Below are 23,447 nucleotides of genomic sequence, written 5' to 3'. Positions count from 1 at the left end.
CCATGGCGACCACCCTCGCCCCGGCCCCGGCCGGGGCGAGGGGGAGCGCCCCGGAGCCGGGCCACCGGCCCCGGGCCCGGCGCACCGCGGTGCGCTACCTCCCCCTCGTCCCCGCCGTGGTGCTGCTCGGCGTCTTCATGCTGGGCCCGGTGGTCTGGTCGTTCTACGGCTCGTTCACCAACGCCGCGCTCACCGGCCGCAACGCCCTGGCGCCGTCGTTCGTGGGCCTGCAGAACTACCAGGAACTGCTGGCCGACCCCGAGTTCCCCAAGTCCCTGTGGCTGACGGTGCTGTTCGTGCTCGCCTCCGCCGTGGTGGGGCAGAACGTGCTCGGCCTGACGCTGGCGATGCTGCTGCGCTCCGGCGCGCCGGCGGTGCGCACCGTCGTCTCGACGCTCGTCGTGGTCGCGTGGGTGCTGCCCGAGATCGTGGCGTCCTTCGCGCTGTACGCGTTCTTCCACGACGCCGGCACGCTGAACGCGCTGCTCGGCGCGGTCGGCATCGAGGGGCCCACGTGGCTGTACGAGACGCCCATGCTCGCCGTCATCCTCGCGAACGTCTGGCGCGGCACGGCGTTCTCCATGCTGGTCTACTCCGCGGCAGTGGCCGAGGTGCCACCGGAGCTCACCGAGGCCGCGCGCATGGACGGCGCCACGGCGCGCCAGCGGCTGGTGTGGGTCATCCTGCCGACCATCCGGCGCAGCGTGTCGACGAACCTCATGCTGACCACGCTGCAGACCCTGAGCGTCTTCACGCTCATCTACGTCATGACCGGCGGCGGCCCGGGGACCGACAGCTCCACGCTGCCGATCCTCGCCTACCAGGAGGCGTTCAAGTTCGCCCAGGTCGGCTACGGCACCGCCATCGCGACGGTGATGCTGCTCATCGGGGCGGTCTTCTCCGTCGTCTACATCCGCAGCCTGCGCCCGGAGGTGGACTGATGGCCCGCGACGCGACCCTCGCGCCCGCCGCTCCCGCGCCCGCCGCTCCCGCCCTCGCCGCCCCGGGCGGGCGGCGGCTGCGGGCCACCACCACGGCGGTGCTGGCGCTGATCGGCGTGTGCTTCCTGCTGCCGCTCGGCTGGATCCTGCTGGCGTCGTTCGACGCGCGCGGCACCCTCGTGGTGCGGCTGCCGCAGGAGTGGAGCCTGCAGAACTTCGCCGAGGTGCTCACGCCGGAGCTGGCGTGGCGCCCGCTGTGGAACTCGTTCCTGCTGTCCGCGGGGACGGGGCTGCTCACGGTCGTCGCGGCCGTGCTCGCCGCCTACCCGCTGTCGCGGTACCAGAGCCGCCTCAACAAGCCGTTCCTGTACACGGTGCTCTTCGGCACGTGCCTGCCCATCACGGCGATGATGGTGCCGGTCTACTCGCTGTTCGTGCGGCTCGGCCAGCTCGACTCGCTCGCCGGCACGATCGCGTTCATGGCGGCGACGTCGCTGCCCATGGCCATCTGGATGACCAAGAACTTCATGGACTCCGTGCCCGTCTCCCTCGAGGAGGCGGCCTGGACCGACGGCGCGACGGCGATGACCGCCCTGCGCCGTGTCGTCCTGCCGCTCATGCGCCCGGGCGTCGCCGTGGTGTTCATCTTCGTGTTCGTCCAGGCCTGGGGGAACTTCTTCGTCCCGTTCGTGCTGCTGCTCTCGCCGGAGAAGCAGCCCGCGGCGGTGAGCATCTTCGCCTTCTTCGGCTCGTACGGCACGGTCGCGTACGGGCAGCTCGCCGCCTACTCGCTCGCCTACTCCGTGCCCGCGCTCGCGCTGTACGTGCTGGTCTCGCGGCTCACCGGCTCGTCCTTCGCGCTCGCCGGGGCCGTCAAGGGCTGACCGCCCCGGCCGGCCCTGCCCGCTCGTCGTCCCGTCCCGCTGCAGTCCCGCTGCTTCAGCCCCACCGCTCAGTCCCCACCGCTCAGTCCCACCACGCCCCAGGAGGCACCCGCATGCACGACACCAGGGCCCGCACGCTCGGCCGGCTCGAGCGCTTCGTCCCCGAACGCCTCGAGCCCGCCGTCCACCGCGACCGGCTCGCGCTCGACGTCGCGGCGTGGCAGGTGCCGGACGAGCCGGTGCCGTTCGCCGAGGCCGTGCAGGCCACGTACGCGCCCGTGGCGGTCGGGACGCCGTGGGGCCGGCCGTGGAGCACCGTGTGGTTCCGGGTCAGCGGCGAGGTGCCCGCCGCCTGGCGGGCCGAGAACGGCACCCGTGCCGAGCTCCTCGTCGACCTCGGCTTCACCACGGCGCACCCCGGGTTCCAGGCCGAGGGCACGGTGTGGACCCCGGCGGGGCGGATCGTCAAGGCCGTCGAGCCGCGCAACCAGCACGTGCCGCTGGCCGACGTGCTCGGCGCCGACGGCACGCTGGAGGCGTACGTCGAGGCCGCTGCCAACCCCGACGTCCCGGGGGGCGTGTGGACCCGCCCGACGCCGCTGGGGGACAAGGCGACGGCGGGCGACGCACCCCTGTACGCGCTGCGCGCCGTCGACCTGGTGCTGCTCGACGAGACGGTCTGGGAGCTGCTGCAGGACGTGCGCGTGCTGGCGGGGCTGGTGGGGGTGCTGCCCCCGGAGAGCCCCCGCGGCGCGGCGGTGCTGCGGGCCCTGGAGGACATGATGGACGCCGTCGACCCCGACGACGTCGCCGGCACCGCGGCCGCCGGTCGCGCGGCGCTCGCCGACGTGCTGGCCCGCCCGGCGGCCGCGACGGCGCACACCGTGCACGCGGTGGGCCACGCGCACATCGACTCGGCGTGGCTGTGGCCCGTGCGCGAGACCGTGCGCAAGTGCGCGCGCACCTTCTCCAACGTGCTGGCGCTCATGGACGCCGACCCGGACGTGCGCTTCGCGTGCTCGTCGGCCCAGCAGTACGCCTGGGTGCAGGAGCACTACCCCGAGCTGTTCGACCGCATCCGCAAGCGCGTCGCCGAGGGGCGGTTCGTGCCGGTGGGCGGCATGTGGGTCGAGTCGGACACGAACATGCCCGGCGGTGAGGCACTGGCGCGCCAGCTCGTGGCCGGCAAGCGGTACTTCATCGAGGAGCTCGGCGTGGAGCCGCGCGAGGTGTGGCTGCCGGACTCGTTCGGCTACACCGCGGCGCTGCCGCAGCTGGCGCGCCTGGCGGGCAGCGAGAACTTCCTGACCCAGAAGATCTCGTGGAACGACACGAACACGATGCCGCACCACACGTTCTGGTGGGAGGGGCTCGACGGCAGCCGGGTGTTCACGCACTTCCCGCCGGTCGACACGTACAACTCGGACCTGTCCGCCACGGACCTGGCCCGGGCCGAGCGGCAGTTCGCCGAGAAGGGGCGGGCCAACACCTCGCTCGTGCCGTTCGGGTACGGCGACGGCGGCGGCGGCCCCACCCGCGAGATGGTGGCCGCGGCCCGGCGCGAGGCCGACCTCGAGGGCTCGCCGCGCGTGGTGCTGTCGGACCCGCAGGCCTTCTTCGACGCCGCGCGCGCCGAGTACGCCGACCCGCCCGCGTGGGTGGGGGAGATGTACCTCGAGTACCACCGCGGCACGTACACCTCGCAGTCGCGGACCAAGCGCGGCAACCGGCGCAACGAGCACCTGCTGCGCGAGGCCGAGCTGTGGGCGGCGACCGCGACGGTGCGCACCGGTGCGCCGTACCCCGCCGAGCGCCTCGAGCGGCTGTGGCGGCGGGTCCTGCTGCACCAGTTCCACGACATCCTGCCCGGCTCGTCGATCGCGTGGGTGCACCGCGAGGCCGAGCGCGCGCACGAGGAGATCACCGCCGAGCTCCAGGAGGTCGTCGCCTCCGCGCTGGCGACGCTGACGGGCGCGGGCGAGCGCGACGTCGTCGTCAACGCCTCGCCGCTGGCCCGCCACGGCGTGCCCGGCGCGGGCGCCGCGGTCCGCGACGAGCGCCCCGCGGCGGCCGCCACGCTCACCGAGGCGGACGACGGGTGGGTGCTGCAGAACGCCGCCGTGCGCGTCGTCGTCGACCGCGCCGGCCTGGTCACCTCCGCGGTGCACCGCCCGACCGGCCGGGACGCCGTGCTGCCCGGGGCGCGCGCGAACCTGCTGCAGCTGCACCGCGACATCCCCAACGAGTGGGAGGCGTGGGACATCGACGAGCACTACCGCCGCTCGGTCACCGACCTCACCGACGCGGAGTCGGTCGAGGCCGTCGACGGCGAGCACGGCCCCGCGCTGCGGGTGGTGCGCACGGTCGGGGCCTCGCGCGTCGAGCAGCTGCTCGAGCTGCCCGACGACGCCCCGGCGCTGCGCATCACCACGCACGTCGAGTGGCACGAGACGCACAAGCTGCTCAAGCTCGCGTTCCCGCTCGACGTGCACGCCGAGCGCGCGGCCTCCGAGATCCAGTTCGGCCACGTGCACCGCCCCACGCACGCCAACACCTCCTGGGACGCCGCCCGCTTCGAGACCGTCGCGCACCGCTGGGTGCACGTCGGCGAGCCCGGCTTCGGCGTCGCCGTCGCCAACGACTCGGTCTACGGGCACGACGTCACCCGCGCCCACCTCGACACGAGCGCGCCGGGCGGCCGGGCCGGCACGGTGGTGCGGCTGTCCCTGCTGCGGGCCCCGCGGTTCCCCGACCCCGACGCCGACCAGGGCGCCCACACCTTCCGGTGCGAGCTGGTGGTCGGCGCGGACGTCGCCGACGCCGTCCGGCACGGGTACGCGCTCAACCTGCCCGAGCGGGTGGTGCGCGGCGAGCGCGGCGTCGAGCCGCTGCTGTCGACGGACGACGACGCGGTGGTCATCGAGACGGTCAAGCTCGCCGAGGACGGCAGCGGCGACGTCGTGGCCCGCCTCTACGAGAGCCGCGGCGGCCGGGCGACCGCGCGGCTGCGGCCCGCGTTCGCGCACGACGACGTCGTGGTCACCGACCTGCTCGAGCGCGGCACGCAGCCGGCCGAGCGTGACGGCGACGACGTCGTGGTGCGGCTGACCCCGTTCCAGGTGCTGACGCTGCGCTTCCGGCGGGGCGACGGAGCGCGCCGGAGCTGAGGGACCGACCACGCCGAGGACGAGCACAGGACCGAGCACATCACCGACACCCAGGGGGAACCATGAGACGCACCCGATCGGCCGCCCTCGTGACGGCCGCCGTCCTGCTCGCCACGGCCGCACCGCCGACGGCCGCCGTGGCGCAGGAGCCGGCCGAGGAACGCTCCCGAGCCGTCCAGGTGGAGCGGGCGCTGGCCTCGTACGAGGCGATGCAGCGGTACCTGTACGCCGACGACGGCTCGAGCCTCTACCTCGAGCACTTCCCCCGGGCGCCCGAGGACCGCACGTACTCGTTCGAGTGGCCCTTCTCGCAGGCGCACGTGGCCACGCTCGACCTCACGGGCCTGCCGGGCCGGGTCGGCCGGCAGCTCTCGGACGACCTCGCCGACCGGGAGGTGGGCCAGGAGCGGTACTGGAACGCCGAGGGCGGCACCACCGGTCTGCCGGGGTACGACTCGTACCCGCGGGCGCCGTACGGCGACGGCGGCGACATGTTCTACGACGACAACGAGTGGGTAGCGCTCGCCGACGTCCAGGAGCACCTGGCCACCGGCGACCCCGAGGCGCTGGAGCGGGCCCGGGAGATCTTCGAGCTCGTGGTCTCGGGCTGGGACGACGACCCGACGCACGCCGCGCCCGGCGGGGTCTTCTGGACCCAGGCGCCGTGGAGCACCGACCGCAACACCGTCTCGACCATGCCGGGCGCGCAGCTCGGTGTGCGGCTGTACCTGATCACCGGCGAGCAGCGGTACCTCGACTGGGCCCTGCGCATGGTCGCGTGGACCGACGCGCACCTGCTCGCGCCGAACGGGCTGTACTGGGACAACATCAAGCTCGACGGCGCGGTGGACACCCGGCACTACTCCTACAACCAGGGGGTGCCCGTGGGCGTGTTCACGCTGCTGTACCAGGCCACGGGCGAGCGGCGGTACCTCGACCGGGCGCGCGCGGTGGCCGAGGCGTCGTACCGGTACTTCGTCACCGAGGGCCGCCTCGACGACCACGAGGTGTTCTTCAACTCCATCTGGTTCAAGAACCTGCTGCTGTTCGAGTCCGTCGCCGGCGGTACCCGGTACCGGGCGGCCATGGCGGCGTACGCCGACCGGCAGTGGGACGAGGTCCGTGCCCCGCGGACCGGGCTGTTCCCGGTGGACGGCGCCCGCACCGCGCTGCTGGACCAGGCCGCGATGGTGCAGATCTACGCGACGCTCGCGTGGCCGCGAGGGCGGACGGCGATCCTGTACTGACGGGCGACCGACGGGCAGGAGCGCGGGAGCACCCGGGCGCCGGGCCGCAGGGGGGCCCGGCGCCCGGACGCCGGACGGGCGGGCGCCCGGACGTCCGTACCCTTGATGCGTGGCACATCTCCTCGGCGCGGACGGCATCACGCTCGCCATCGGCACCCGCACGCTCCTGGCCGACGTCTCGCTCGGCCTCGACGACGGCGACCGCGTCGGCGTCGTCGGCCCGAACGGCGCCGGCAAGTCGACCCTGCTGCGGATCCTCGGCGGCACCGCGGCGCCGGACGCCGGCCGCGTGACCCGCGTGGGCGGCTCCACGGTGGGCATGCTGCGCCAGCGTGACGACGCCGAGGAGGCGGCCACCGTGCTCGACCTCGTGCACGGCTCCGCGGCCACGCACGAGTGGGCCTCCGACCCGCGCGTGCGCGCCGTCCACGACGGGCTGCTCGCCGACCTCGACCTCGACCAGCCGGCCACGACGCTGTCCGGCGGCCAGCGGCGGCGCGTGGCGCTCGCGGCCCTGCTGGTCGAGGACCCCGACGTGCTGCTGCTCGACGAGCCGACCAACCACCTCGACGTCGAGGGCGTGGCGTGGCTGGCCGAGCACCTGCAGCAGCGCTACGGCCGGCCGGGCGCGCGCGGCGCGCTCGTCGTCGTCACGCACGACCGCTGGTTCCTCGACGCCGTGTGCACCCGCACCTGGGAGGTCGTGGGCGACGGGGCCGTCGAGGGCTACGACGGCGGGTACGCCGCCTACGTGCTGGCCCGCGCCGAGCGCACCCGGCAGGCCGCGGCAGCGGCCGAGAAGCGCGACAACCTGCTGCGCAAGGAGCTGGCCTGGCTGCGCCGCGGCGCGCCGGCCCGCACCTCCAAGCCGAAGTTCCGCATCGACGCCGCGCAGGCGCTGATCGCCGACGAGCCGCCCCCGCGCGACTCGATGGAGCTCACCCGCATGGCCACCCGCCGGCTCGGCAAGGACGTGCTCGACCTCGAGGACGTCACCGTGGCGGTCGGCGAGGGCGACGCGCGCCGCACGCTGCTGGACGACGTGACGTGGCGGCTGGGCCCGGGCGACCGGTTCGGCCTGGTGGGCGTCAACGGCGCCGGGAAGACCACCCTGCTGTCCCTGCTGGCCGGGCGGCGCGAGCCCGACGCCGGCCGGGTCAGGCGCGGCAAGACCATCCACGTCGCGGAGCTGAGCCAGGACGTGGGCGAGCTCGACGACGTCGGGCACCTCACCCCGGTGCAGGTGGTCGACCGGGAGAAGTCGACGGTCGTGGTGGGCGGCAAGGAGCTCACGGCCGGCCAGCTCACCGAGCGCCTCGGGTTCACCCGCGAGCGGGCGCACACCCCGGTGCGCGACCTGTCCGGCGGCGAGCGGCGGCGCCTGCAGCTGCTGCGCCTGCTAATCGCCGAGCCCAACGTGCTGCTGCTCGACGAGCCCACCAACGACCTCGACACCGACACGCTGGCGGCGCTGGAGGACCTGCTCGACGGCTGGCCCGGCACGCTCGTGGTCGTCTCCCACGACCGCTACCTGCTCGAGCGCGTCTGCGACCGGCAGTGGGCGCTGCTCGGCGACGGCACCGTGCGCGACCTGCCCGGCGGCGTCGAGCAGTACCTCGAGCTGCGGCGCCAGGGCGTCGGCCGGCCGGGGCGGGCGGACGGCGCCTCGTCGCCGTCGCCGTCGGCGACGACGACGGCCGGCCCGGGCACCGCCGGGGCCGCGTCCGGGGCCCCCGGGGCCGCGCCCGCGGCCTCCGCCGCCGAGGTGCGCGCGGCCCGCAAGGAGCTGGCCCGCGTGGAGCGGCGCTTGACGCGGATCGCCGAGGCGGAGAAGCGTCTTCACGAGGCGATCGCTGCCGACCCGACCGACGTCGCGGGAGTGACCCAGGCCGACGCCCAGCTCAAGGAGCTGGCGGCGGAGAAGGAGGAGCTGGAGATGGCGTGGCTCGAGGCGGCAGAGGTGGCGGGATGACCGCCGAGACCCCCGCGCGCGGCGACGGGCGCGGGCGCGCCGGGCTGCCGGACGGCCCGGCGCGGCTGGACGACGTCGACGCCCGGCTGGTGGCGGCGCTGCGGGAGGACGGGCGCGCCACGCTGGCGACGCTCGCCGGCGTCACCGGGCTGTCGCAGTCGGCGGTGCAGGCGCGCGTGCGCAAGCTCGAGGCGCGCGGCGTGGTGACCGGCTACCGCGCCGTCGTCGACCCCGCGGCGCTGGGCCTGCCGCTCACCGCCTTCGTGGAGATCCGCCCGTTCGACCAGGCGCAGGAGGACGACGCCCCGGAGCGGGTGCGCTCCCTGCCGGGCGTCGAGGCCTGCTACTCCGTGGCCGGCGAGGCGAACTACATGCTCATGGTGCGCGTGGCCTCGCCGCAGGCGCTGGAGGAGCTGCTGGGGGAGATCCGGCGCGAGGCGCGGGTGTCGACGCGCTCGACGATCGTGCTGCAGACGTACTTCGAGTAGGGACCGCGCGGGGCCCCGCAGCGCCCCGCGGCGCTCTCGGGCGCTCTGCGGCGCCTCGCGGAAGCACCGGCGCACCGCCGTCGAGGGAGGAAATCCTCCGCAGGAACCCTCGTCATGCCGGAGGATCTCCTCTACCGTGACGCTATGACCGCAACCACACCTTCGGTCGAGGCCACCGCCGTCCTCGACACGCTGCGGGAGCACCTGCAGGTCGACGGGTTCGACCTGGTGCTCGACCTGGCCCGGTCCCACGGGTCGGTGCTCGTCGACGCGCGCGACGGGCACGAGTGGACGGACCTCTTCACGTTCTTCGCCTCGAGCCCGCTCGGCATGAACCACCCCGGCCTCGCCGAGGACGAGCGGTTCCGGGCCGAGCTGCTGGCCGCGGCGCTGAACAAGACCTCGAACTCCGACGTCTACTCGGTGGAGATGGCCCGGTTCGTCGCCACCTTCGCCCGGGTGCTGGGCGACCCCGCGCTGCCGCACCTCTTCTTCATCGACGGCGGGGGCCTCGCCGTCGAGAACGCCCTCAAGGTGGCGTTCGACTGGAAGTCGCGCTGGAACGAGGCGCACGGGATCGACCCGGAGCTCGGCACCCGGGTGCTGCACCTGCGCCACGCCTTCCACGGCCGCACGGGCTACACGATGTCGCTGACCAACACCGAGCCGGTCAAGGTGGCGCGCTACCCCAAGCTCGACTGGCCGCGCATCACCTCCCCGTACACCGGGCACGAGGCCGACGGCACGCCGCGCGACGTCGAGGCTCTCGAGGCCCGCGCGCTCAAGGAGGCGCGCGCCGCGTTCGCCGCGCACCCGCACGACGTCGCGTGCTTCGTCGCCGAGCCCATCCAGGGCGAGGGCGGCGACCACCACCTGCGCCCGGAGTTCCTCCAGGCGATGCAGGCGCTGTGCCGCGAGCACGACGCGCTGTTCGTCATGGACGAGGTGCAGACCGGCGCCGGGCTCACCGGCACCGCCTGGGCGTACCAGCAGCTCGGCGTGGCGCCCGACGTCGTCGCGTTCGGCAAGAAGACGCAGGTCTGCGGGATCATGGCCGGCGGCCGCGTCGACGAGGTGCCCGACAACGTGTTCCACGTGTCCTCGCGGCTCAACTCCACCTGGGGCGGCAACCTCGCGGACATGGTGCGCGCCCGGCGCATCCTCGAGGTCTACGAGGACGAGGGGCTGATCGAGCGGGCCGCCGTGGAGGGTGCCTACCTGCTCGGGCGGCTCGAGGAGCTGGCCGCGCGCTTCCCGGGCGTGGTGTCCGACCCGCGCGGGCGCGGGCTCATGTGCGCGCTCTCCCTGCCCGACGCCGGCCTGCGCGACCGCGTGCTGGCCGGGCTGCGCGACGAGGGCGTGCTCATGCTCGGCTGCGGGGAGCGGTCGGTGCGGTTCCGGCCGGCGCTCACGGTCGAGCGCGAGACGCTCGACGTCGGGGTCGACGCGCTCGCGCGGGTCATCGGGCGCCTGGTGGGCTGACGTCCGGGCGCTCCGGGCGCTCCGGGCGCTCCGGGCGCCGGCCTCAGAACCAGCGGCCCAGCACCGTCGTCGCCTGGTCGCCGTAGCCGAGGCGCTCGTAGAAGCCGAGCACCTGGGTGTTCGTGCTGCGCACCATGAGCTGGACCTTGCGGGCCCCGGCCGCGCGCAGCCACGCCTCGCCCGCGGCGACGGCGGCGCGCCCCAGGCCCGAGCCCTGCCGGTCCGGCGCCACGGCGACGTAGTACAGCCAGCCGCGATGGCCGTCGAGCCCGGCCATCACGGTCGCGACGACGGCGGCGGGCTCGGCGGCGGGCTCGCGCAGGACCAGCACCGTCGACGTCGGCCCGCGCCGCGCGTCGGCGATGTCGACGTGCGGGTCGTTCCACGGGCGGGTGAGCCCGCACGCCTCCCACAGCGCGACGACCTGGGCGACGTCGTCGTCGGTGATCTCGCGGAACGCGGCGGCGAGCGGGTCGGTGCCGAGGGGGCCGCCGACGGGGTCGCCGGGCGTCGTCCCGGAGGAGGTGTGGAGGGCAGGCATCGATCCGGTCACGGTGCTGACGGTAGCGCCGGGCGGGGGCATGCTGGACCCATGACGGCCTTCGAGCTGTGGGTGGACGACGGCGACCACGACCGCGTCGCGACGATCCTGCCCGGGCAGGGGTACACCGCCCAGGGCCCGCTGCTCCACTACGCCGCGACGGTGCTGCGGGACGCCGGCTGGACGATCCGCACGCTCGTGTGGGACGGCGAGTGCCGCGGCCGGTCCGAGGCGCGCGAGGTCTACAGCCACGTGGTGCACGACGGCGTCACCTCCCTGCCGGGCTCCCGGCACCTCGTCGTCGGCAAGTCGCTGGGCACGCTGGCGATGCCCGTCGCCGTGCGGATGGGCGTGCCCGGCGTCTGGCTGACGCCGCTGATCTCCGAGCACGGCACCCTCGACGTGCGCGAGGCGGCGCTCGCCCTCGGCGTGCACCGCGTGCCCGCGCTGCTCGTGGGCGGCACCGCCGACGCCCTGTGGGACACGCACGTGGCCAAGGCGTCCGGCGCGCGCGTGCTCGAGGTGGAGGGGGCCAACCACTCGATGGAGGTGCGCGGCCACTGGCGCCGGTCGCTCGAGGTGCTCGGCCAGGTGACGGCGGCAGTGGCCGACGTCGTCGCGGAGGTCGAGGAGCGCGAGGCCTGACGCCGGCCGTGCGCGGCGGGGCTGCGCGGCCGAGCTGTGTGGGAGGGCGTGGCGGAGAATGGTCCCATGAGGCCGGTCGTGCTGTACCCCGTCGGGGTCGTTGCCCTCGTGGCGCTGACCGTGCTGCTGTTCGCCGCCGACCTGCCCGGCGCGCTGAGCGCCGTGGTCCAGGTGGCGTGGGTGGTGCTCGTCGCCGCGCTGTGCTGGGGCGGCGCGCGCACCATCGGCCGCAAGCTCGAGGCGGAGGGCCGCACGCCCCCGCGCCGGCGCAGCCTGCTGCGGGGCGGGTCGCGCCACGGCGACGCCGTCCCCGGGACTGACGGCGGTGCCGCACGGCGCGGCGGTGCGGCCCGTGCGGACGACCCGGTGCTCCGGACGCTGGACGCCCTGACCCCGGACGCGGAGCGCCGCCGGCGCCAGGAGTGACGCGCGGTCGGGCGGCGGGCACCGTCGGCGCGCGGTTCAGGGGGCGGCGTCGAACGTGACCCTCGGCTCCGAGCACTCGGCGACCACCTGACCGTCGACCGTCAGCGCGGTCTCGACCCGCACGGCGCCGCCCAGGTCGGCGTAGTCGTCGCCGCTGAGCGGCACGGTGGCGCTCGAGGAGGGCCACCCGCGGCCCGCGCCGCGCTGCACCCCGACCTCGTCGTCGGCGACGGGGGCCTCGACGACCCGGGACGTGCGCGTCGTGCCGTCCTCGCCCGCGCGCGCGACCAGCGTCGTGATCGCGACGTCGCCGGCCCCGACGGTCGCCGCGTCCCAGCGCCACGTGACGTCGAAGGAGTGCTCGACGGGCTCCGGGGCGACGAGCCACAGGCGCTGGACGAGCCGCGACACGTCGGTCCGCGCCACCGCGACGTCCGCGCGCACGCCGTCGTCACCGGCGGCACCCACCGGCGCGCCGAAGGAGCACAGCTGCCGCTGCGGCGTCGTGTCGGCGCCGCTGTGCGTGCCGCCGGGGAACGCGAAGCCGGCCCCGAGCAGGCACACGGCCGCTGCCACGGCCGTGAGCGCGTACTCCTGCGACGGCGTGCGTGTCAGCGGGCGGCCCAGGACCACGACGGTGCCGAGCGCCGAGTCGGCGAACGTGCGGTTCTTCCTCTCCCACAAGGGGCGCAGGTAGCCGATCATCAGCAGCGAGTCGACGAGGTGCACGGGCACCCGGGCGAGCGTGCGCAGGAACCCCGCGGGCCGCAGGTCGGCCTCGCGCAGCACGCGGATGCCCACCACGACCTTGCCCGGCGTCCAGCCGGTGTCCGCCTGCAGGCCGAGCATCACCACCACGACGAGCACCAGCCACGGAGAGTGCCACCACCACGGCGCGTCCGCGGCCTGGCTGCTGCCCGCCGCCACCGCGAAGGGCAGGCCGGGCAGCGACAGCGAGGGCGGGGCGACGTCGTCGTTGCGCACCAGCACCCAGGTGGCCCCGGTCAGGAGCAGCGCGTCGAGGATCGCGGCGACCACGCGGCGCAGCCACGGCGCCGGGGTCAGCCCGCCGGGCAGCACGGGCGGTGCGGCGGGCGACGGGGACGGGGGCGTCGGCGCTGGTGGCGCCGGCGGGGCGGTGGTCACCGGCCTGATGGTGCCAGGCCGGTGCGCCCGGGGGAAGGGCCCGCACCGGGCCGCCGTCGAACGCCGCCCCGAGGTTGTGGTGCTCCGCCGGTCCGCCGCTTCGATGGGCGCCCTCGGCGGCTGTGCCGCCCGGCCGCCGCGCCGCCTCGCCGCCCGACCCCCCGCGACTGTTCGGTGATTCGTTGGCTGATCGGTGATCCGGATCGCCGATCAGCCAACGAATCACCGAACAGACAAGCCGACGCCGGCACGCCGGTCGCTCACCGGCGCCCGCCGGCATCGCCGGGCCGCCGCGCGGCGCCGCCGCGCGGGTCGCACGCCAGCCCGCCGGGCGCCGCTGGTCCGCGCCGCCCCGCCGACTCACCCGCGGCCGGGCGCGGGGACGGGCAGCCGCGGGTCGACCCGCGCCGCGCGCCGGACGTCGGCGGGGAAGCGTCGCAGCAGGCGCTCGGCGACCTCGGCCGGCCGAGCGGCATCGCGCGCCGTGAACCGCAGCAGCCGGATGCCGGTGGCCTCCGTGATGGCGTCCTCGCGCCGCTTCTCGTCGAACAGCGACGACTGCGGGTCCGACCGAGCTCCGAGAGCACCGGGGGTGTACTTGACCCGGCCGTCGAACTCGGCGAGCACGCCGTGCTCGGGCCAGCCGACGTCGACGCGGAAGGGCCCGAGCCGGGTCGCGACGAGCACCTGCGTCTGCGGGCGCGGTAGGCCCAGGCGCAGCGCCGAGTACCGCAGCCAGGACTCCCACGGCGACTCCGCACCGACGTCGGCCAGCCCCAGCAGCATCCGCGCCCGCGCCCGTCCGTTGGGCCGACGTCGCTGCCCCAGCATGTCCAGCGCCGACGCCACCGGGAGGTTCCGGCGCAGTGCCGAGTCCGCGAGCACGAGCCCCGCGAGCGGCGCCATCGTCGTCAGGCAGTCCACGACGGTGCGGGTGAGGTCGGTGGCGGGGATGCCGTCCAGCTCGACGACGCCCGCGACCCGGTCGTGGTGGCGCGCGATGTCTCGGGCGGCCGTCGTCCCGTACCGGTACTCCTGGATCACGTGGACGCGGTCCGGCTCGTCCCACAGGGCCAGGCCCCACAGGAGCGCCGCGCTGTCGTGGCTGAAGGCGTGGTCGGCGCGCAGCTGGCGATGGACGGCGAGGATCCGGTCACGGTGACGGGCGGCCGCGCCGTCCGTCCCGCCGCCGGTCCGGCCCCCGGTCCCGCCGTCGTCCGCGGCGCGGACGTACGCCCCGCGACGCACCCGCCGCACGGCGCCGGCGCGGTACGCCGACCGCAGGGCGAACCGGTCGTGCTCGCGGGCCACCAGGATCTCGCGTCGTCCCATGCGTTCACGCTGGCTGCCGCGGGCCGCTGCCGGTAGCAGCGGGTTGAGGGGTGTGGACGGCGGTGCGGTCCACAGCCCGGCGCGCGCCCTCTCCGCGGGGTGCCTCCGCCGGCGCATGCCAGCGCCGTCGGACGGTGGATTCGGTGGCCGGTCTGCGCCGTCGCGCGGGGTCTCGGGCGGCCGGCTACGTCGTCGGTCCAGGTCTGTTCGGTGATTCGTTGGCTGATCGGTGATCCGGATCACCGATCAGCCAACGAATCACCGAACAGACGAGGTGGCGCCACGGGCGGCAGGCGGTGGGACGGCGACCGGCGGGCCGGTCGGCAGCGAGGCAGGCCGAGCCCGGGCGGGCATCGCCCGTCACGCCAGGGCGGGCTCCTCGAGGGTCAGCCGCCCGCCAGCGGCGTCCAGGTGGGCCAGCACGCCGAGCGGCACCGTGCGCGGGTCGGGGCAGTGCCCGAACCCGAGCTCGCCCAGCACGGGGACGCCCAGGCCGTCGAGCCGTTCGGCGACCACCTCCTCGACGTCGGGCTCGCAGCCCTGCCACGAGCCGAGCGCGACGCCGGCGGCGCCGTCGAACCACCCGGAGCGGCGCAGGTGCGTCACGAAGGAGTCGACGCGGTACGCCTTCTCGTCGACGTCCTCGAGCAGCACGATCCCGCCGCGTGCCGTGCCGAGCGTGGCCGGCGTCCCCACCGACGTGGTGAGCAGCGACAGGCAGCCGCCGGTGGTCACGCCCGTCGCCTCGCCGCCGCGCAGCGCGTGGGCGCGCCGCCGCGCGACGACGCGCACCGACTCCGGCTCGCACAGCGTGGCCCGCAGGTGCCGCTGCGCGGCGCGCGACACCAGGAACGAGGCCGCCCCGGCCATCGGGCCGTACAGCGTCACCAGCCCGAGCCGCGCCGCGACCGCCTGGTGCAGCGCGGTGACGTCGCTGAAGCCGACGAGCACGGTGGGGTCCGCGCCGCGCAGCGCGTCCCAGTCGACGAGGTCCACCATGCGCTGCACGCCGTAGCCGCCGCGGGCGCAGACGACGGCGCGCACGTCCGGGTCGAGCCACGCGGCGGTGAAGTCCTCGGCGCGCTCCGCGTCGGTCCCGGCGAGGTACCCGCGCTCCGCGTGCCGGCCGCGCGCGTGCGGCATGACCCGCACCTCGAGCCCCCAGGAGCGCAGGACGGCGACGCCGCGGTCGATGCGGTCGTCCGGCACGGGGCCGGCGGGGGAGACGACGGCGACGAGGTCGCCCGGGCGCAGGCGGGGCGGCCGCACGGCCGGCCGCAGCGGGCGCGGTGCCGGGCGCGGCGCCGGCGGGCCGGGCCGCTCGGCGAGGTCGGGGGGCTGTCGCCGCGCGGCGGTCCCGGCGGCGGGCGTGGTCATGCCGCCATCCTCCCGCGCTGCGGCCCTGCCCGTCGACGTCGGTCGGCGTGCGCCTCGCGGCGCCGTCGCGCGCCGACGGTGGTTCGATGGAGAAGGTGTGCCGCGCGGCGGGCAGCCGCGCCGGACCGACCAGGGAGCGCCCGATGACCCGCCCGCAGACCCATCCGACGACCAGCCCGCAGACCCGCCCGCACGTCGTGCTGGTCCAGAACACGGCGCGCTCGCGCCCCGCCCGCCTGCCCGGCTGGCTGGCCGACGAGCAGGTCGACGTGACGGTGGTGCAGGGCCCGGACCTCCCGGACCGCCTCGCCGACCTGCCGGGCCCCGTGGACGGGATCGTGCTGCTGGGCGGCGGGCTCATGCCCGACGACGACGCCCGGGCGCCGTTCCTGGCGCGCGAGCGGGCGCTGACCCGCGAGGCGATCGCGGCGGGGGTGCCGCTGCTGGGCATCTGCCTGGGGGCGCAGCTCGTCGCGGCCGTGACGGGCGGACGGGTGACGCCGCGGTCCGGCGAGACCGAGCGCGGTTCGTGCGCGATCACCCTGCTCGACGCCGCGGCCGCGGACCCGGTGTTCGGCGGCCTGGCCGGGCACGCCGAGCTGCGCATGATCGAGAACCACCGGGACTCGATCACCGCGCTGCCGCCGGGCGCAGTGCACCTGGCGACGTCGCCCGCCTGCCGGGTGCAGGCGTTCCGGCTCGGCGACACGACCTGGGGCGTGCAGTTCCACCCCGAGGTGCCGGCGGAGCGGCTCGCGACGTGGGACGAGTCCGACCTCGCCGCGGGCGGGTTCGACCGGGCGGCGCTGCTGGAGGCGGCGCGGGCGGACGCGCCGGTGAACACGGCGCAGGCCCGGGCGCTGGTCGGCGGGTTCGCCGCCGTGGTGCGCGCGGCCGCGGCGGCACGGGCGGCCGCCGGGCCGGGGACCGGGGAACGGGCGGCCTCCGGGCGGCACGCCGCCGCGGCTCAGGCCGCGCCGGCCGCGGGGGTCGGCGCTGCGCGCGCGGTCAGCGCCCCGCGCGCGGCTGGTGCGTCGCCAACTGCAGCATCACGCCCATGACCAGGAGCGTGGCCAGCACGACGAGCAGCGGCACGTCCCAGCCGCCGGTGGCGGTGTGGACGGCGCCCAGCAGGGTCGGCGCGAGCGCCGCGCACGCGTAGCCCACCGTCTGCACCACGGCGGAGGCCCGGCGCGCGGCCGCCACCGTGGGCGCGCGCTGCGTGATGAGCGTGAACACGAGCGTGAAGTTCGCACCCTGCGCCGCGCCGGCGATCGAGACCCACACCACCGCGAGGCCCGGGGCCAGCAGCATGCCCGCCGGCAGCGCCAGCCAGGCGAGCGTGGTGCCCAGCGCCGAGGCGCGGAAGGACGCGCCGCGGCCGAGGGCGAGCGGGACGGCGAAGGACCCGGCGATCGCGGCGAGCTGGAACGGCGCCGACAGGTTGCCGGCCGCCGCGGGCTCGAGGCCGAGGCGGGAGTGGAGGATCTCCGGCAGCCACGCGGTGGCCCCGTAGTAGGAGAACGCCTGCCCGCTGAACGCCACGCACAGCAGCACCACCAGCCGGCGCGAGGTCTGGACGGGCGCCCCGGCGGCCGACGGCGCGGCGACGCGCGGCGCGCCGCCGTGCGGCAGCCCACGGATCGCGGCGCCCCACGCCACGATCGCGACGACGGCCAGCACGCCCCAGCCGGCGAGCGCCCACTGCCAGCCCAGGGTGGCGGCCAGCGGCACGGTGAGCGTCGTGGTCAGCGTGGACCCGAGGTTCATCGTGGCCGAGTACATGCCGGTCACGACGGCGGACCGGGCGAGGAAGTCGCGGGCGATCACCACGGGGACGGCCACGTTGCCCACGGTGATGCCGGCGCCGAGCACCGCGGTGCCGGCGAGGGCGGCGGGCACCGAGCCGGCCGAGCGCAGGATCTCGCCCGCGAGCACGCCGACGACGGCGAGCAGCACCGACCGTTCCGGACCGAGGCGGGCCACGAGCAGCGACGACGGCGGGGTCAGCAGCGCGAAGCACAGCACCGGCACCGAGGTGAGCAGGCCCGCCTGGGCCGGCGTCAGCGCCAGCGCGTCGGAGACCTGGGCGACGACGGGCGGCAACGAGGTCAGCGGGGCGCGCAGGTTGAGCGCCACCAGCATCAGCGCGACCAGGAGGAACCCGGCGCCACGTGCTCGGGTCCCGGGTGTCGTCACGGGCCACCACGGTACCCGCCCGGGAGGGGCCGCCGGCCCGCCGTCCGGCCGCGAGGGCCCGACTGTGGCGCGGATTACGTCCCGGACGCCGGGGCGGGCCCGGCGGCACCTCCGCCGGGCGGGCTCATTCGTCGAACTGGGCGGCGACGGTGCGCAGCAGGTCGGCGAGCTGCGGGCGCTCGGCGGGGGCGAGCGCGTCGAGCACGCGACCCTCGACCTCCAGCAGGTCGGTCATCGCGGCGTCGACCCGCTCGCGGCCCTCGGCGGTGAGCTGCACGAGCACCCCCCGCCGGTCGCCGGGGGAGCGGTGCCGCTCGACGAGCCCGCGGGCCTCCAGCCGGTCGATGCGGTTGGTCATGGTGCCGCTGGTCACGAGGGTGGCCGTGACCAGCGCACCGGGGGAGAGGCTGTACGGCTCGCCGGCCCGCCGCAGCGCGGAGAGCACGTCGAACTCCCACGGCTCCAGGCTGTGGCGCGCGAAGGCGCCGCGCCGGGCGCGGTCCAGGTGCCGGGCCAGCCGCGAGACGCGGGAGAAGACGGCGAGCGGCTCGACCGCGAGGTCGGGACGCTCGCGGTGCCAGGCCGCGACGATCCGGTCGACCTCGTCGGTGCTGGGCGGCGTGGTCGCCCGCGGTGCGCTCACCATGCGGACGAGCCTACCGCCGGTGTCTCGACGTCAAGACTCTTGATCGGGGCGCGACACGCGGGCGACGTGCCTGGGGTCGGTGCTGCCGCCTACGCTCGGGGCCTACTCTCGGGAGTGTCCGCGCTCGACTCCCACCCGGAGGCCGCGCCGGCCCCGCACCGCCCCACCCGGGCCGCGGGGGCCGTCGACGCGAGCGCGGGGGCGCGCGCCACGACGGCGTCGTGCACGCCCGCAGCGAACGAGACGAGGGTGTCCCAGCCCGTCACTGCCCACGAGACCGCCCACGAGATCACCGTCCACGAGATGCTCCCCGGCCGGGTGCTGCTCGGCCGTGGCGCCCTGCGCGAGGTCCCGGCGCAGGTCGACCGGCTCGGCGCCCGGCGCGTGCTGGTGGTCGCGGCGCCGTCGGCCAAGGCCACGGCCGACGACCTCGCCGAGGCGCTCGGCGAGCGGTGCGCCGCGGTGTTCGACCAGCCGCGCCAGCACGCGCCGGTCGAGGTCACGGCCGCGGCCCTCGCGCTCGGGCGCGCGCACGACGCCGACGGCGTCGTCACGCTCGGCGGGGGCTCCGCCGTCGGCCTCGGCAAGGCGCTCGTCGCCCGCACCGGGTGGCCGCACGTGGCGGTGCCGACGACGTACGCGGGCACCGAGGTCTCGCCGGTGCTGGAGGAGACCACCGACGGCCTCGACGCCGTCCGGCGCGACCCCGCGCTGGTGCCGGACACCGTCGTGTACGACCCGCTCGTCACGCTGACCATGCCGCGCGGCCTGACGCTCACGAGCGCGCTGCACGCCCTCGCGCACGCCGTCGAGGCGCTCTACGACGCCGACGGCACGCCGGTCACCCGGGCGTACGCGATCGAGGCGGCCGAGGGCATCCTCAACGCGCTGCCCGTGGTGCTCGACGACCCCGGCGACGTCGTCGCCCGCGAGCGGCTGCAGGGCGCGGCGTGGCTCGCGGGGCTGTGCCAGGCATACGGCCGCATGGGGCTGCACCACCAGCTCGCGCACGCGCTGGCCGACGCGTTCGACCTGCCGCACGCCGAGCTGCACGCGCTGCTGCTGCCGCACGTCATGGCGTTCAACCTGCGCGCCGCGCCCGACGCCGCGGCCCGGCTCGCGCGGGTGTGCGGCGGCAGCGCGGTGGCGGAGGTCGCGCAGCTGGTCCGCAGCCACGAGGGCCCGACGGCGCTGTCCGAGCTCGGCGTGCCGGCCGCGGGCCTGCGCACGGTGGCCGAGGCCGTGGCCGCCGACCCCGCGCCGAACCCGCGCCCCCTCGACGCCGAGGCGGTGCTGCGCCTGCTCGAGGAGGCGTGGTGAGCCGTGCGGCCGCGCTCAGCGCTCGTCGGTGAGCGCCGGCCGCTTCTCCATGCCCTTGAGGCCGTTCCACGCGAGGTTGACCAGGTGCGCGGCCACCTCGGCCTTCTTCGGCTGGCGGGCGTCCAGCCAGTACTGGCCGGTCAGCGCGATCATGCCCACGAGCATCTGCGCGTACAGCGGCGCGACCCGCGGCTCCAGCCCGTTGGACCGGAACTGCGCGACGAGGATGTGCTCCACCTGGGTGGCCACGTCGCCGATCAGGGAGGAGAACGTGCCGGTGGCCTGCGCCACGGGCGAGTCGCGCACCAGGATGCGGAAGCCGTCCTCGTGGGCCTCGATGTAGTCGAGCAGCGCCAGCGCGGTGCGCTCCACCATCACCTTGGGGTGGCCGCCGGCGGCCAGCGCCCCGGTCAGGGCCGTCGTCAGCGCCTGCACCTCGCGGTCGACGACGACGGCGTAGATGCCCTCCTTGCCGCCGAAGTGCTCGTAGACCACGGGCTTGGACACCTCGGCGCGCGCCGCGATCTCCTCGACGCTCGTGCCGTCGAAGCCCTTCTCCGCGAACAGTCCGCGGCTGACCTGCAGCAGCTGCTCGCGGCGCTGGCTCGCGGTCATGCGGGCGCGCGTGGCTCGGGCTGGCGCGCGGCGGGGCTCGCGGGGCTCGGAGGGCATGCGTGCCATTGTGCCCGTCCGGGCCGCCGCGGGCGCCTGCGGCGGCCCGGACGGGGGAACCCGCGGGGCGCGGGCGGGGCGCGGGCGCGTGCCGGTGCAGCCCGGTGGACCTGGCAGACTGTCGCAGGGACGCGCGGCGGTGCGCGCGGGGCGTCGCCCGCCGCTCGAGCGTCCGATCCGCCTTGGTGTAATCGGCAGCACAGGGGTTTTTGGTGCCCTTGGTCCAGGTTCGAGTCCTGGGGGCGGAGCTGGTGCCAGCACCCGAGGAGAGATGGGAGCACTCGTGGTCTCGACAGGCTCGAGCACACCGGCGGGCCGGTCCGCCGACCACGCCGCGTCGCGTCCCGACGCACCCGCCCCGCGGCCCGCCGCGGTCGTCGTCCTGGCGGCCGGCCAGGGCACCCGCATGCGGTCGTCGCGGCCCAAGGTGCTGCACGCCGTGGGCGGCCGCAGCCTCCTGGGCCACGCGATGGTCGCCGGGCGGTCCCTGGACCCGCAGACCCTCGCCGTCGTCGTGCGCCACGGCCGCGACCTCGTCGCGGCCGAGGTCGAGCGGGTCGACGCCGCGGCGGTCGTCGTCGACCAGGACGAGGTGCCGGGCACCGGCCGCGCCGCGCAGTGCGCGATCGAGGCGCTCGACGCCCGCGGCCGCCTGGAGGGACCCGTCGTGGTCACCGCCAGCGACGTGCCGCTGCTCGACGGCGGGACGCTGGGCCAGCTCGTGGCCGCGCACGTCGCCGACGGCAACGCCGTGACGGTGCTGACCACCGTGGTGGCCGACGCCACCGGGTACGGCCGGATCGTCCGCGAGGACGGCACGGGCGACGTGCTGGCCATCGTGGAGCACAAGGACGCCACCGACGCCCAGCGCGAGATCCGCGAGATCAACACGTCGATCTTCGTGTTCGACGCCGACGTGCTGCGCCGCGGCCTCGCCTCGCTCGGCACGGACAACGCCCAGGGCGAGATGTACCTGACCGACGTCGTCGCGTTCGCCCGCGCCGAGGGCCGCGCCGTCCGCGCGGTCATCACCGACGACCCGATGGCGGTCGAGGGCACCAACGACCGCCTCGCGCTGTCGGTGCTCGGCAAGGAGATGAACCGCCGCATCCTCGAGCGCTGGATGCTCGACGGCGTCACCGTCGTGGACCCGGCCACCACGTGGGTGGACGTCGACGTCGAGCTCGCGCCCGACGTCACGCTGCTGCCCGGCACCCAGCTGCACGGCGCGACCACGGTGGCCGAGGGCGCCACGGTGGGCCCGGACACCACGCTGACCGACGTCGAGGTCGGCGCCGGCGCCACGGTGGTGCGCACGCACGCCGTGCTGTCGGTGATCGGCGAGGGCGCGAGCGTCGGCCCGTTCGCCTCGCTGCGCCCCGGCACGGTGCTCGGCGCGAAGGGCAAGCTCGGCACGTTCGTCGAGACCAAGAACTCCGAGATCGGCGCGGGCTCCAAGGTGCCGCACCTGTCGTACATCGGCGACGCCACGATCGGCGAGGGCTCCAACGTGGGCGCCGCCACCGTGACGCTCAACTACGACGGCGTGGCCAAGCACCGCACCGTGATCGGCTCGCACGTGAAGGTCGGCGGCGACAACATGCTGGTCGCGCCCGTGACCGTGGGCGACGGCGCCTACACCGGTGCGGGCTCCGTGATCACCCGCGACGTGCCCCCGGGCGCGCTCGGGGTGAGCCGCTCGCCGCAGCGCAACGTCGAGGGATGGGTGGAGCGCAAGCGCCCCGGCACCCCCGCCGCCGAGGCCGCCGCGCGCGCCCGCGCCGCCGCGACCGGCGACCCGACCGGCGACCCGACCGCCGACCCGTCCGACCCCGCTCCTGCCCCTGCCGCCGACGCCGCCCCCGAAGGAAGCACGCACTGATGAACAACTCGATCCACGGTTCCGGCGAGCGCAACCTGGTCCTGGCCAGCGGGCGCGCCCACCCGGACCTGGCCCAGGCGGTCGCCGACGAGCTCGGCATCGCCCTGCTGCCGGTCTCCGCGTACGACTTCGCGAACAGCGAGACGTACGTGCGGTTCGGGGAGTCGGTGCGCGGCACGGACATCTTCCTGCTGCAGTCGCACACCGCGCCGGTCAACCAGTGGCTCATGGAGCAGCTGCTCATGGTCGACGCCGCCAAGCGCGCCTCGGCCAAGAGCGTCACCGTGGTGGCCCCGTTCTTCGCCTACGCCCGCCAGGACAAGAAGAGCCGCGGCCGCGAGCCGATCTCGGCCCGCCTGGTGGCCGACCTGCTCAAGACCGCCGGGGCGGACCGGATCATGAGCGTGGACCTGCACACCCCGCAGATCCAGGGCTTCTTCGACGGCCCCGTGGACCACCTGTGGGCCATGCCGGTGCTCACCGACTACGTGCGCACGCGCGTCGACACCGGCAACGTCACCGTGGTCTCGCCCGACGCCGGCCGCATCCGCGTGGCCGAGCAGTGGGCCGCCAAGCTGGGCGGCGGGCCGCTGGCGTTCGTCCACAAGACCCGCGACGTCACCCGCCCCAACAAGTCGGTGGCCAACCGCGTCGTCGGCGACGTCGCCGGCAAGGAGTGCGTGCTGGTCGACGACCTCATCGACACCGGCGGCACGATCGCCGAGGCCGTGAAGGTGATCATGGACGCCGGCGCCAAGTCGGTCATCGTGGCCGCCACGCACGGCGTGCTGTCGCACCCCGCGGCGCAGCGCCTGTCCGAGTGCGGCGCCTCCGAGGTCGTGATCACCGACACGCTGCCGATCGCCAGCGACCGCCGGTTCCCGCAGCTCACCGTGCTGTCGATCGCGCCGCTGCTGGCCCGCGCCATCCGCGAGGTGTTCGACGACGGCTCGGTCACCTCGCTGTTCGACGGCAACAGCTGACGCCCGCCCGCGCCGCGGCGCGAGGAGCGTGACGAGGGGCCCGACGGCGCAGCGCCGGCGGGCCCCTCGCCGTGCGCCCGCCGGCGGGCGCCCCCGG

The 23,447-nt window shown here is 75.9% G+C and carries 20 protein-coding genes and 1 tRNA gene; 14 read left to right on the top strand and 7 right to left on the bottom strand.

Annotation, left to right across the window (positions count from 1 at the left end; genetic code table 11):
• Positions 1–2: 2 nt before the first annotated feature.
• From GSF02_RS13115 to lat, 7 genes are all read left to right on the top strand, one after another.
• Positions 3–941 carry a carbohydrate ABC transporter permease gene (locus GSF02_RS13115; RefSeq protein ID WP_159797212.1) on the top strand — a complete coding sequence of 313 codons (939 nt, stop codon included), beginning with the start codon at positions 3–5 and terminating at the stop codon, positions 939–941.
• Positions 941–1,825 (top strand): carbohydrate ABC transporter permease, encoded by an 885-nt coding sequence (locus tag GSF02_RS13110; RefSeq protein WP_159797209.1) that lies wholly within the window; start codon positions 941–943, stop codon positions 1,823–1,825. Before GSF02_RS13115 ends, GSF02_RS13110 begins: the two co-directional genes overlap by 1 nt.
• Before the next feature lie 113 nt (positions 1,826–1,938).
• Positions 1,939–4,992, top strand: coding sequence for an alpha-mannosidase (locus GSF02_RS13105; protein ID WP_159797206.1), 3,054 nt, complete (start codon positions 1,939–1,941; stop codon positions 4,990–4,992).
• Between the two features lie 62 nt (positions 4,993–5,054).
• Positions 5,055–6,239, top strand: a complete 1,185-nt coding sequence (locus tag GSF02_RS13100; RefSeq protein WP_159797203.1) for a glycoside hydrolase family 76 protein — start codon at positions 5,055–5,057, stop codon at positions 6,237–6,239.
• A gap of 109 nt (positions 6,240–6,348) precedes the next feature.
• Entirely contained in the window at positions 6,349–8,211 is a 1,863-nt protein-coding gene (locus GSF02_RS13095) for an ABC-F family ATP-binding cassette domain-containing protein (protein ID WP_159797200.1), read from the top strand.
• Positions 8,208–8,699, top strand: coding sequence for an Lrp/AsnC family transcriptional regulator (locus GSF02_RS13090; protein WP_159797197.1), 492 nt, complete (start codon positions 8,208–8,210; stop codon positions 8,697–8,699). The genes GSF02_RS13095 and GSF02_RS13090 overlap by 4 nt, the downstream gene beginning before the upstream one ends.
• A gap of 144 nt (positions 8,700–8,843) precedes the next feature.
• Entirely contained in the window at positions 8,844–10,181 is a 1,338-nt protein-coding gene (gene lat / locus GSF02_RS13085; RefSeq protein ID WP_235915549.1) for an L-lysine 6-transaminase, read from the top strand.
• 43 nt (positions 10,182–10,224) lie between these two features.
• Here the strand turns inward: lat and GSF02_RS13080 are convergent, their stop codons facing one another.
• A complete protein-coding gene (locus GSF02_RS13080; RefSeq protein WP_235915548.1) occupies positions 10,225–10,734 on the bottom strand; it encodes a GNAT family acetyltransferase in 510 nt (169 codons plus the stop codon).
• Between the two features lie 39 nt (positions 10,735–10,773).
• On the opposite strand from GSF02_RS13080, the gene GSF02_RS13075 reads away from it, so the two are divergent.
• Together GSF02_RS13075 and GSF02_RS13070 are read left to right on the top strand one after the other, a co-directional pair.
• Positions 10,774–11,367: a ParB N-terminal domain-containing protein gene (locus GSF02_RS13075; RefSeq protein WP_159797191.1), complete on the top strand. Its 594-nt coding sequence runs from the start codon at positions 10,774–10,776 to the stop codon at positions 11,365–11,367.
• A gap of 66 nt (positions 11,368–11,433) precedes the next feature.
• Positions 11,434–11,793: a hypothetical protein gene (locus tag GSF02_RS13070; RefSeq protein WP_159797188.1), complete on the top strand. Its 360-nt coding sequence runs from the start codon at positions 11,434–11,436 to the stop codon at positions 11,791–11,793.
• A gap of 36 nt (positions 11,794–11,829) precedes the next feature.
• On the opposite strand, the gene GSF02_RS13065 is transcribed toward GSF02_RS13070, so the two are convergent.
• From GSF02_RS13065 to GSF02_RS13055, 3 genes are all read right to left on the bottom strand, one after another.
• Positions 11,830–12,939 (bottom strand): RDD family protein, encoded by a 1,110-nt coding sequence (locus GSF02_RS13065; protein WP_159797185.1) that lies wholly within the window; start codon positions 12,937–12,939, stop codon positions 11,830–11,832.
• A gap of 360 nt (positions 12,940–13,299) precedes the next feature.
• Positions 13,300–14,271, bottom strand: coding sequence for a hypothetical protein (locus GSF02_RS13060; protein ID WP_159797182.1), 972 nt, complete (start codon positions 14,269–14,271; stop codon positions 13,300–13,302).
• A gap of 360 nt (positions 14,272–14,631) precedes the next feature.
• A complete protein-coding gene (locus tag GSF02_RS13055) occupies positions 14,632–15,648 on the bottom strand; it encodes a S66 peptidase family protein (protein ID WP_159797179.1) in 1,017 nt (338 codons plus the stop codon).
• Between the two features lie 143 nt (positions 15,649–15,791).
• Between GSF02_RS13055 and GSF02_RS13050 the strand changes: the two genes are divergently transcribed.
• A complete protein-coding gene (locus GSF02_RS13050) occupies positions 15,792–16,709 on the top strand; it encodes a type 1 glutamine amidotransferase (RefSeq protein ID WP_159797176.1) in 918 nt (305 codons plus the stop codon).
• On the opposite strand, the gene GSF02_RS13045 is transcribed toward GSF02_RS13050, so the two are convergent.
• Positions 16,657–17,847: an MFS transporter gene (locus GSF02_RS13045; protein WP_235915547.1), complete on the bottom strand. Its 1,191-nt coding sequence runs from the start codon at positions 17,845–17,847 to the stop codon at positions 16,657–16,659. The two genes, GSF02_RS13050 and GSF02_RS13045, sit on opposite strands and share 53 nt — an antisense overlap.
• A 124-nt stretch (positions 17,848–17,971) precedes the next feature.
• Positions 17,972–18,493 (bottom strand): MarR family winged helix-turn-helix transcriptional regulator, encoded by a 522-nt coding sequence (locus GSF02_RS13040; RefSeq protein ID WP_159797173.1) that lies wholly within the window; start codon positions 18,491–18,493, stop codon positions 17,972–17,974.
• A 249-nt stretch (positions 18,494–18,742) separates the two neighbouring features.
• Between GSF02_RS13040 and GSF02_RS13035 the strand changes: the two genes are divergently transcribed.
• A complete protein-coding gene (locus GSF02_RS13035; RefSeq protein ID WP_235915546.1) occupies positions 18,743–19,813 on the top strand; it encodes a maleylacetate reductase in 1,071 nt (356 codons plus the stop codon).
• 15 nt (positions 19,814–19,828) lie between these two features.
• Here the strand turns inward: GSF02_RS13035 and GSF02_RS13030 are convergent, their stop codons facing one another.
• Positions 19,829–20,428, bottom strand: a complete 600-nt coding sequence (locus tag GSF02_RS13030) for a TetR/AcrR family transcriptional regulator (protein WP_201308922.1) — start codon at positions 20,426–20,428, stop codon at positions 19,829–19,831.
• Positions 20,429–20,661: 233 nt separating this feature from the next.
• Here GSF02_RS13030 and GSF02_RS13025 point away from each other — a divergent pair.
• From GSF02_RS13025 to GSF02_RS13015, 3 genes are all read left to right on the top strand, one after another.
• Positions 20,662–20,733 (top strand) — tRNA-Gln (locus tag GSF02_RS13025).
• A gap of 23 nt (positions 20,734–20,756) precedes the next feature.
• On the top strand, positions 20,757–22,367 hold the full coding sequence (glmU, locus tag GSF02_RS13020) for a bifunctional UDP-N-acetylglucosamine diphosphorylase/glucosamine-1-phosphate N-acetyltransferase GlmU (protein ID WP_159797168.1): 1,611 nt from the start codon (positions 20,757–20,759) through the stop codon (positions 22,365–22,367).
• Positions 22,367–23,350 (top strand): ribose-phosphate diphosphokinase, encoded by a 984-nt coding sequence (locus GSF02_RS13015; protein ID WP_159797165.1) that lies wholly within the window; start codon positions 22,367–22,369, stop codon positions 23,348–23,350. Before glmU ends, GSF02_RS13015 begins: the two co-directional genes overlap by 1 nt.
• Positions 23,351–23,447: the final 97 nt, after the last annotated feature.

The sequence above is a fragment of the Puerhibacterium puerhi genome (assembly GCF_009846865.1).
Taxonomy (GTDB): domain Bacteria; phylum Actinomycetota; class Actinomycetes; order Actinomycetales; family Cellulomonadaceae; genus Puerhibacterium; species Puerhibacterium puerhi.
The sequence above is the reverse complement of the archived record's forward strand: the minus strand, read 5'-3'. Positions and strand labels throughout refer to the sequence as shown.

Coding starts and splice junctions, on each gene's coding strand:
- GSF02_RS13030 (WP_201308922.1), bottom strand. CDS start 20,428: ATGACCGCGAGCCAGCGCCGCGAGCAGCTGCTGCAGGTCAGCCGCGGA.
- lat (WP_235915549.1), top strand. CDS start 8,844: ATGACCGCAACCACACCTTCGGTCGAGGCCACCGCCGTCCTCGACACG.
- GSF02_RS13105 (WP_159797206.1), top strand. CDS start 1,939: ATGCACGACACCAGGGCCCGCACGCTCGGCCGGCTCGAGCGCTTCGTC.
- GSF02_RS13100 (WP_159797203.1), top strand. CDS start 5,055: ATGAGACGCACCCGATCGGCCGCCCTCGTGACGGCCGCCGTCCTGCTC.
- GSF02_RS13055 (WP_159797179.1), bottom strand. CDS start 15,648: ATGACCACGCCCGCCGCCGGGACCGCCGCGCGGCGACAGCCCCCCGAC.
- GSF02_RS13060 (WP_159797182.1), bottom strand. CDS start 14,271: ATGGGACGACGCGAGATCCTGGTGGCCCGCGAGCACGACCGGTTCGCC.
- GSF02_RS13070 (WP_159797188.1), top strand. CDS start 11,434: ATGAGGCCGGTCGTGCTGTACCCCGTCGGGGTCGTTGCCCTCGTGGCG.
- GSF02_RS13050 (WP_159797176.1), top strand. CDS start 15,792: ATGACCCGCCCGCAGACCCATCCGACGACCAGCCCGCAGACCCGCCCG.
- glmU (WP_159797168.1), top strand. CDS start 20,757: ATGGGAGCACTCGTGGTCTCGACAGGCTCGAGCACACCGGCGGGCCGG.
- GSF02_RS13075 (WP_159797191.1), top strand. CDS start 10,774: ATGACGGCCTTCGAGCTGTGGGTGGACGACGGCGACCACGACCGCGTC.
- GSF02_RS13015 (WP_159797165.1), top strand. CDS start 22,367: ATGAACAACTCGATCCACGGTTCCGGCGAGCGCAACCTGGTCCTGGCC.
- GSF02_RS13090 (WP_159797197.1), top strand. CDS start 8,208: ATGACCGCCGAGACCCCCGCGCGCGGCGACGGGCGCGGGCGCGCCGGG.
- GSF02_RS13110 (WP_159797209.1), top strand. CDS start 941: ATGGCCCGCGACGCGACCCTCGCGCCCGCCGCTCCCGCGCCCGCCGCT.
- GSF02_RS13040 (WP_159797173.1), bottom strand. CDS start 18,493: ATGGTGAGCGCACCGCGGGCGACCACGCCGCCCAGCACCGACGAGGTC.
- GSF02_RS13115 (WP_159797212.1), top strand. CDS start 3: ATGGCGACCACCCTCGCCCCGGCCCCGGCCGGGGCGAGGGGGAGCGCC.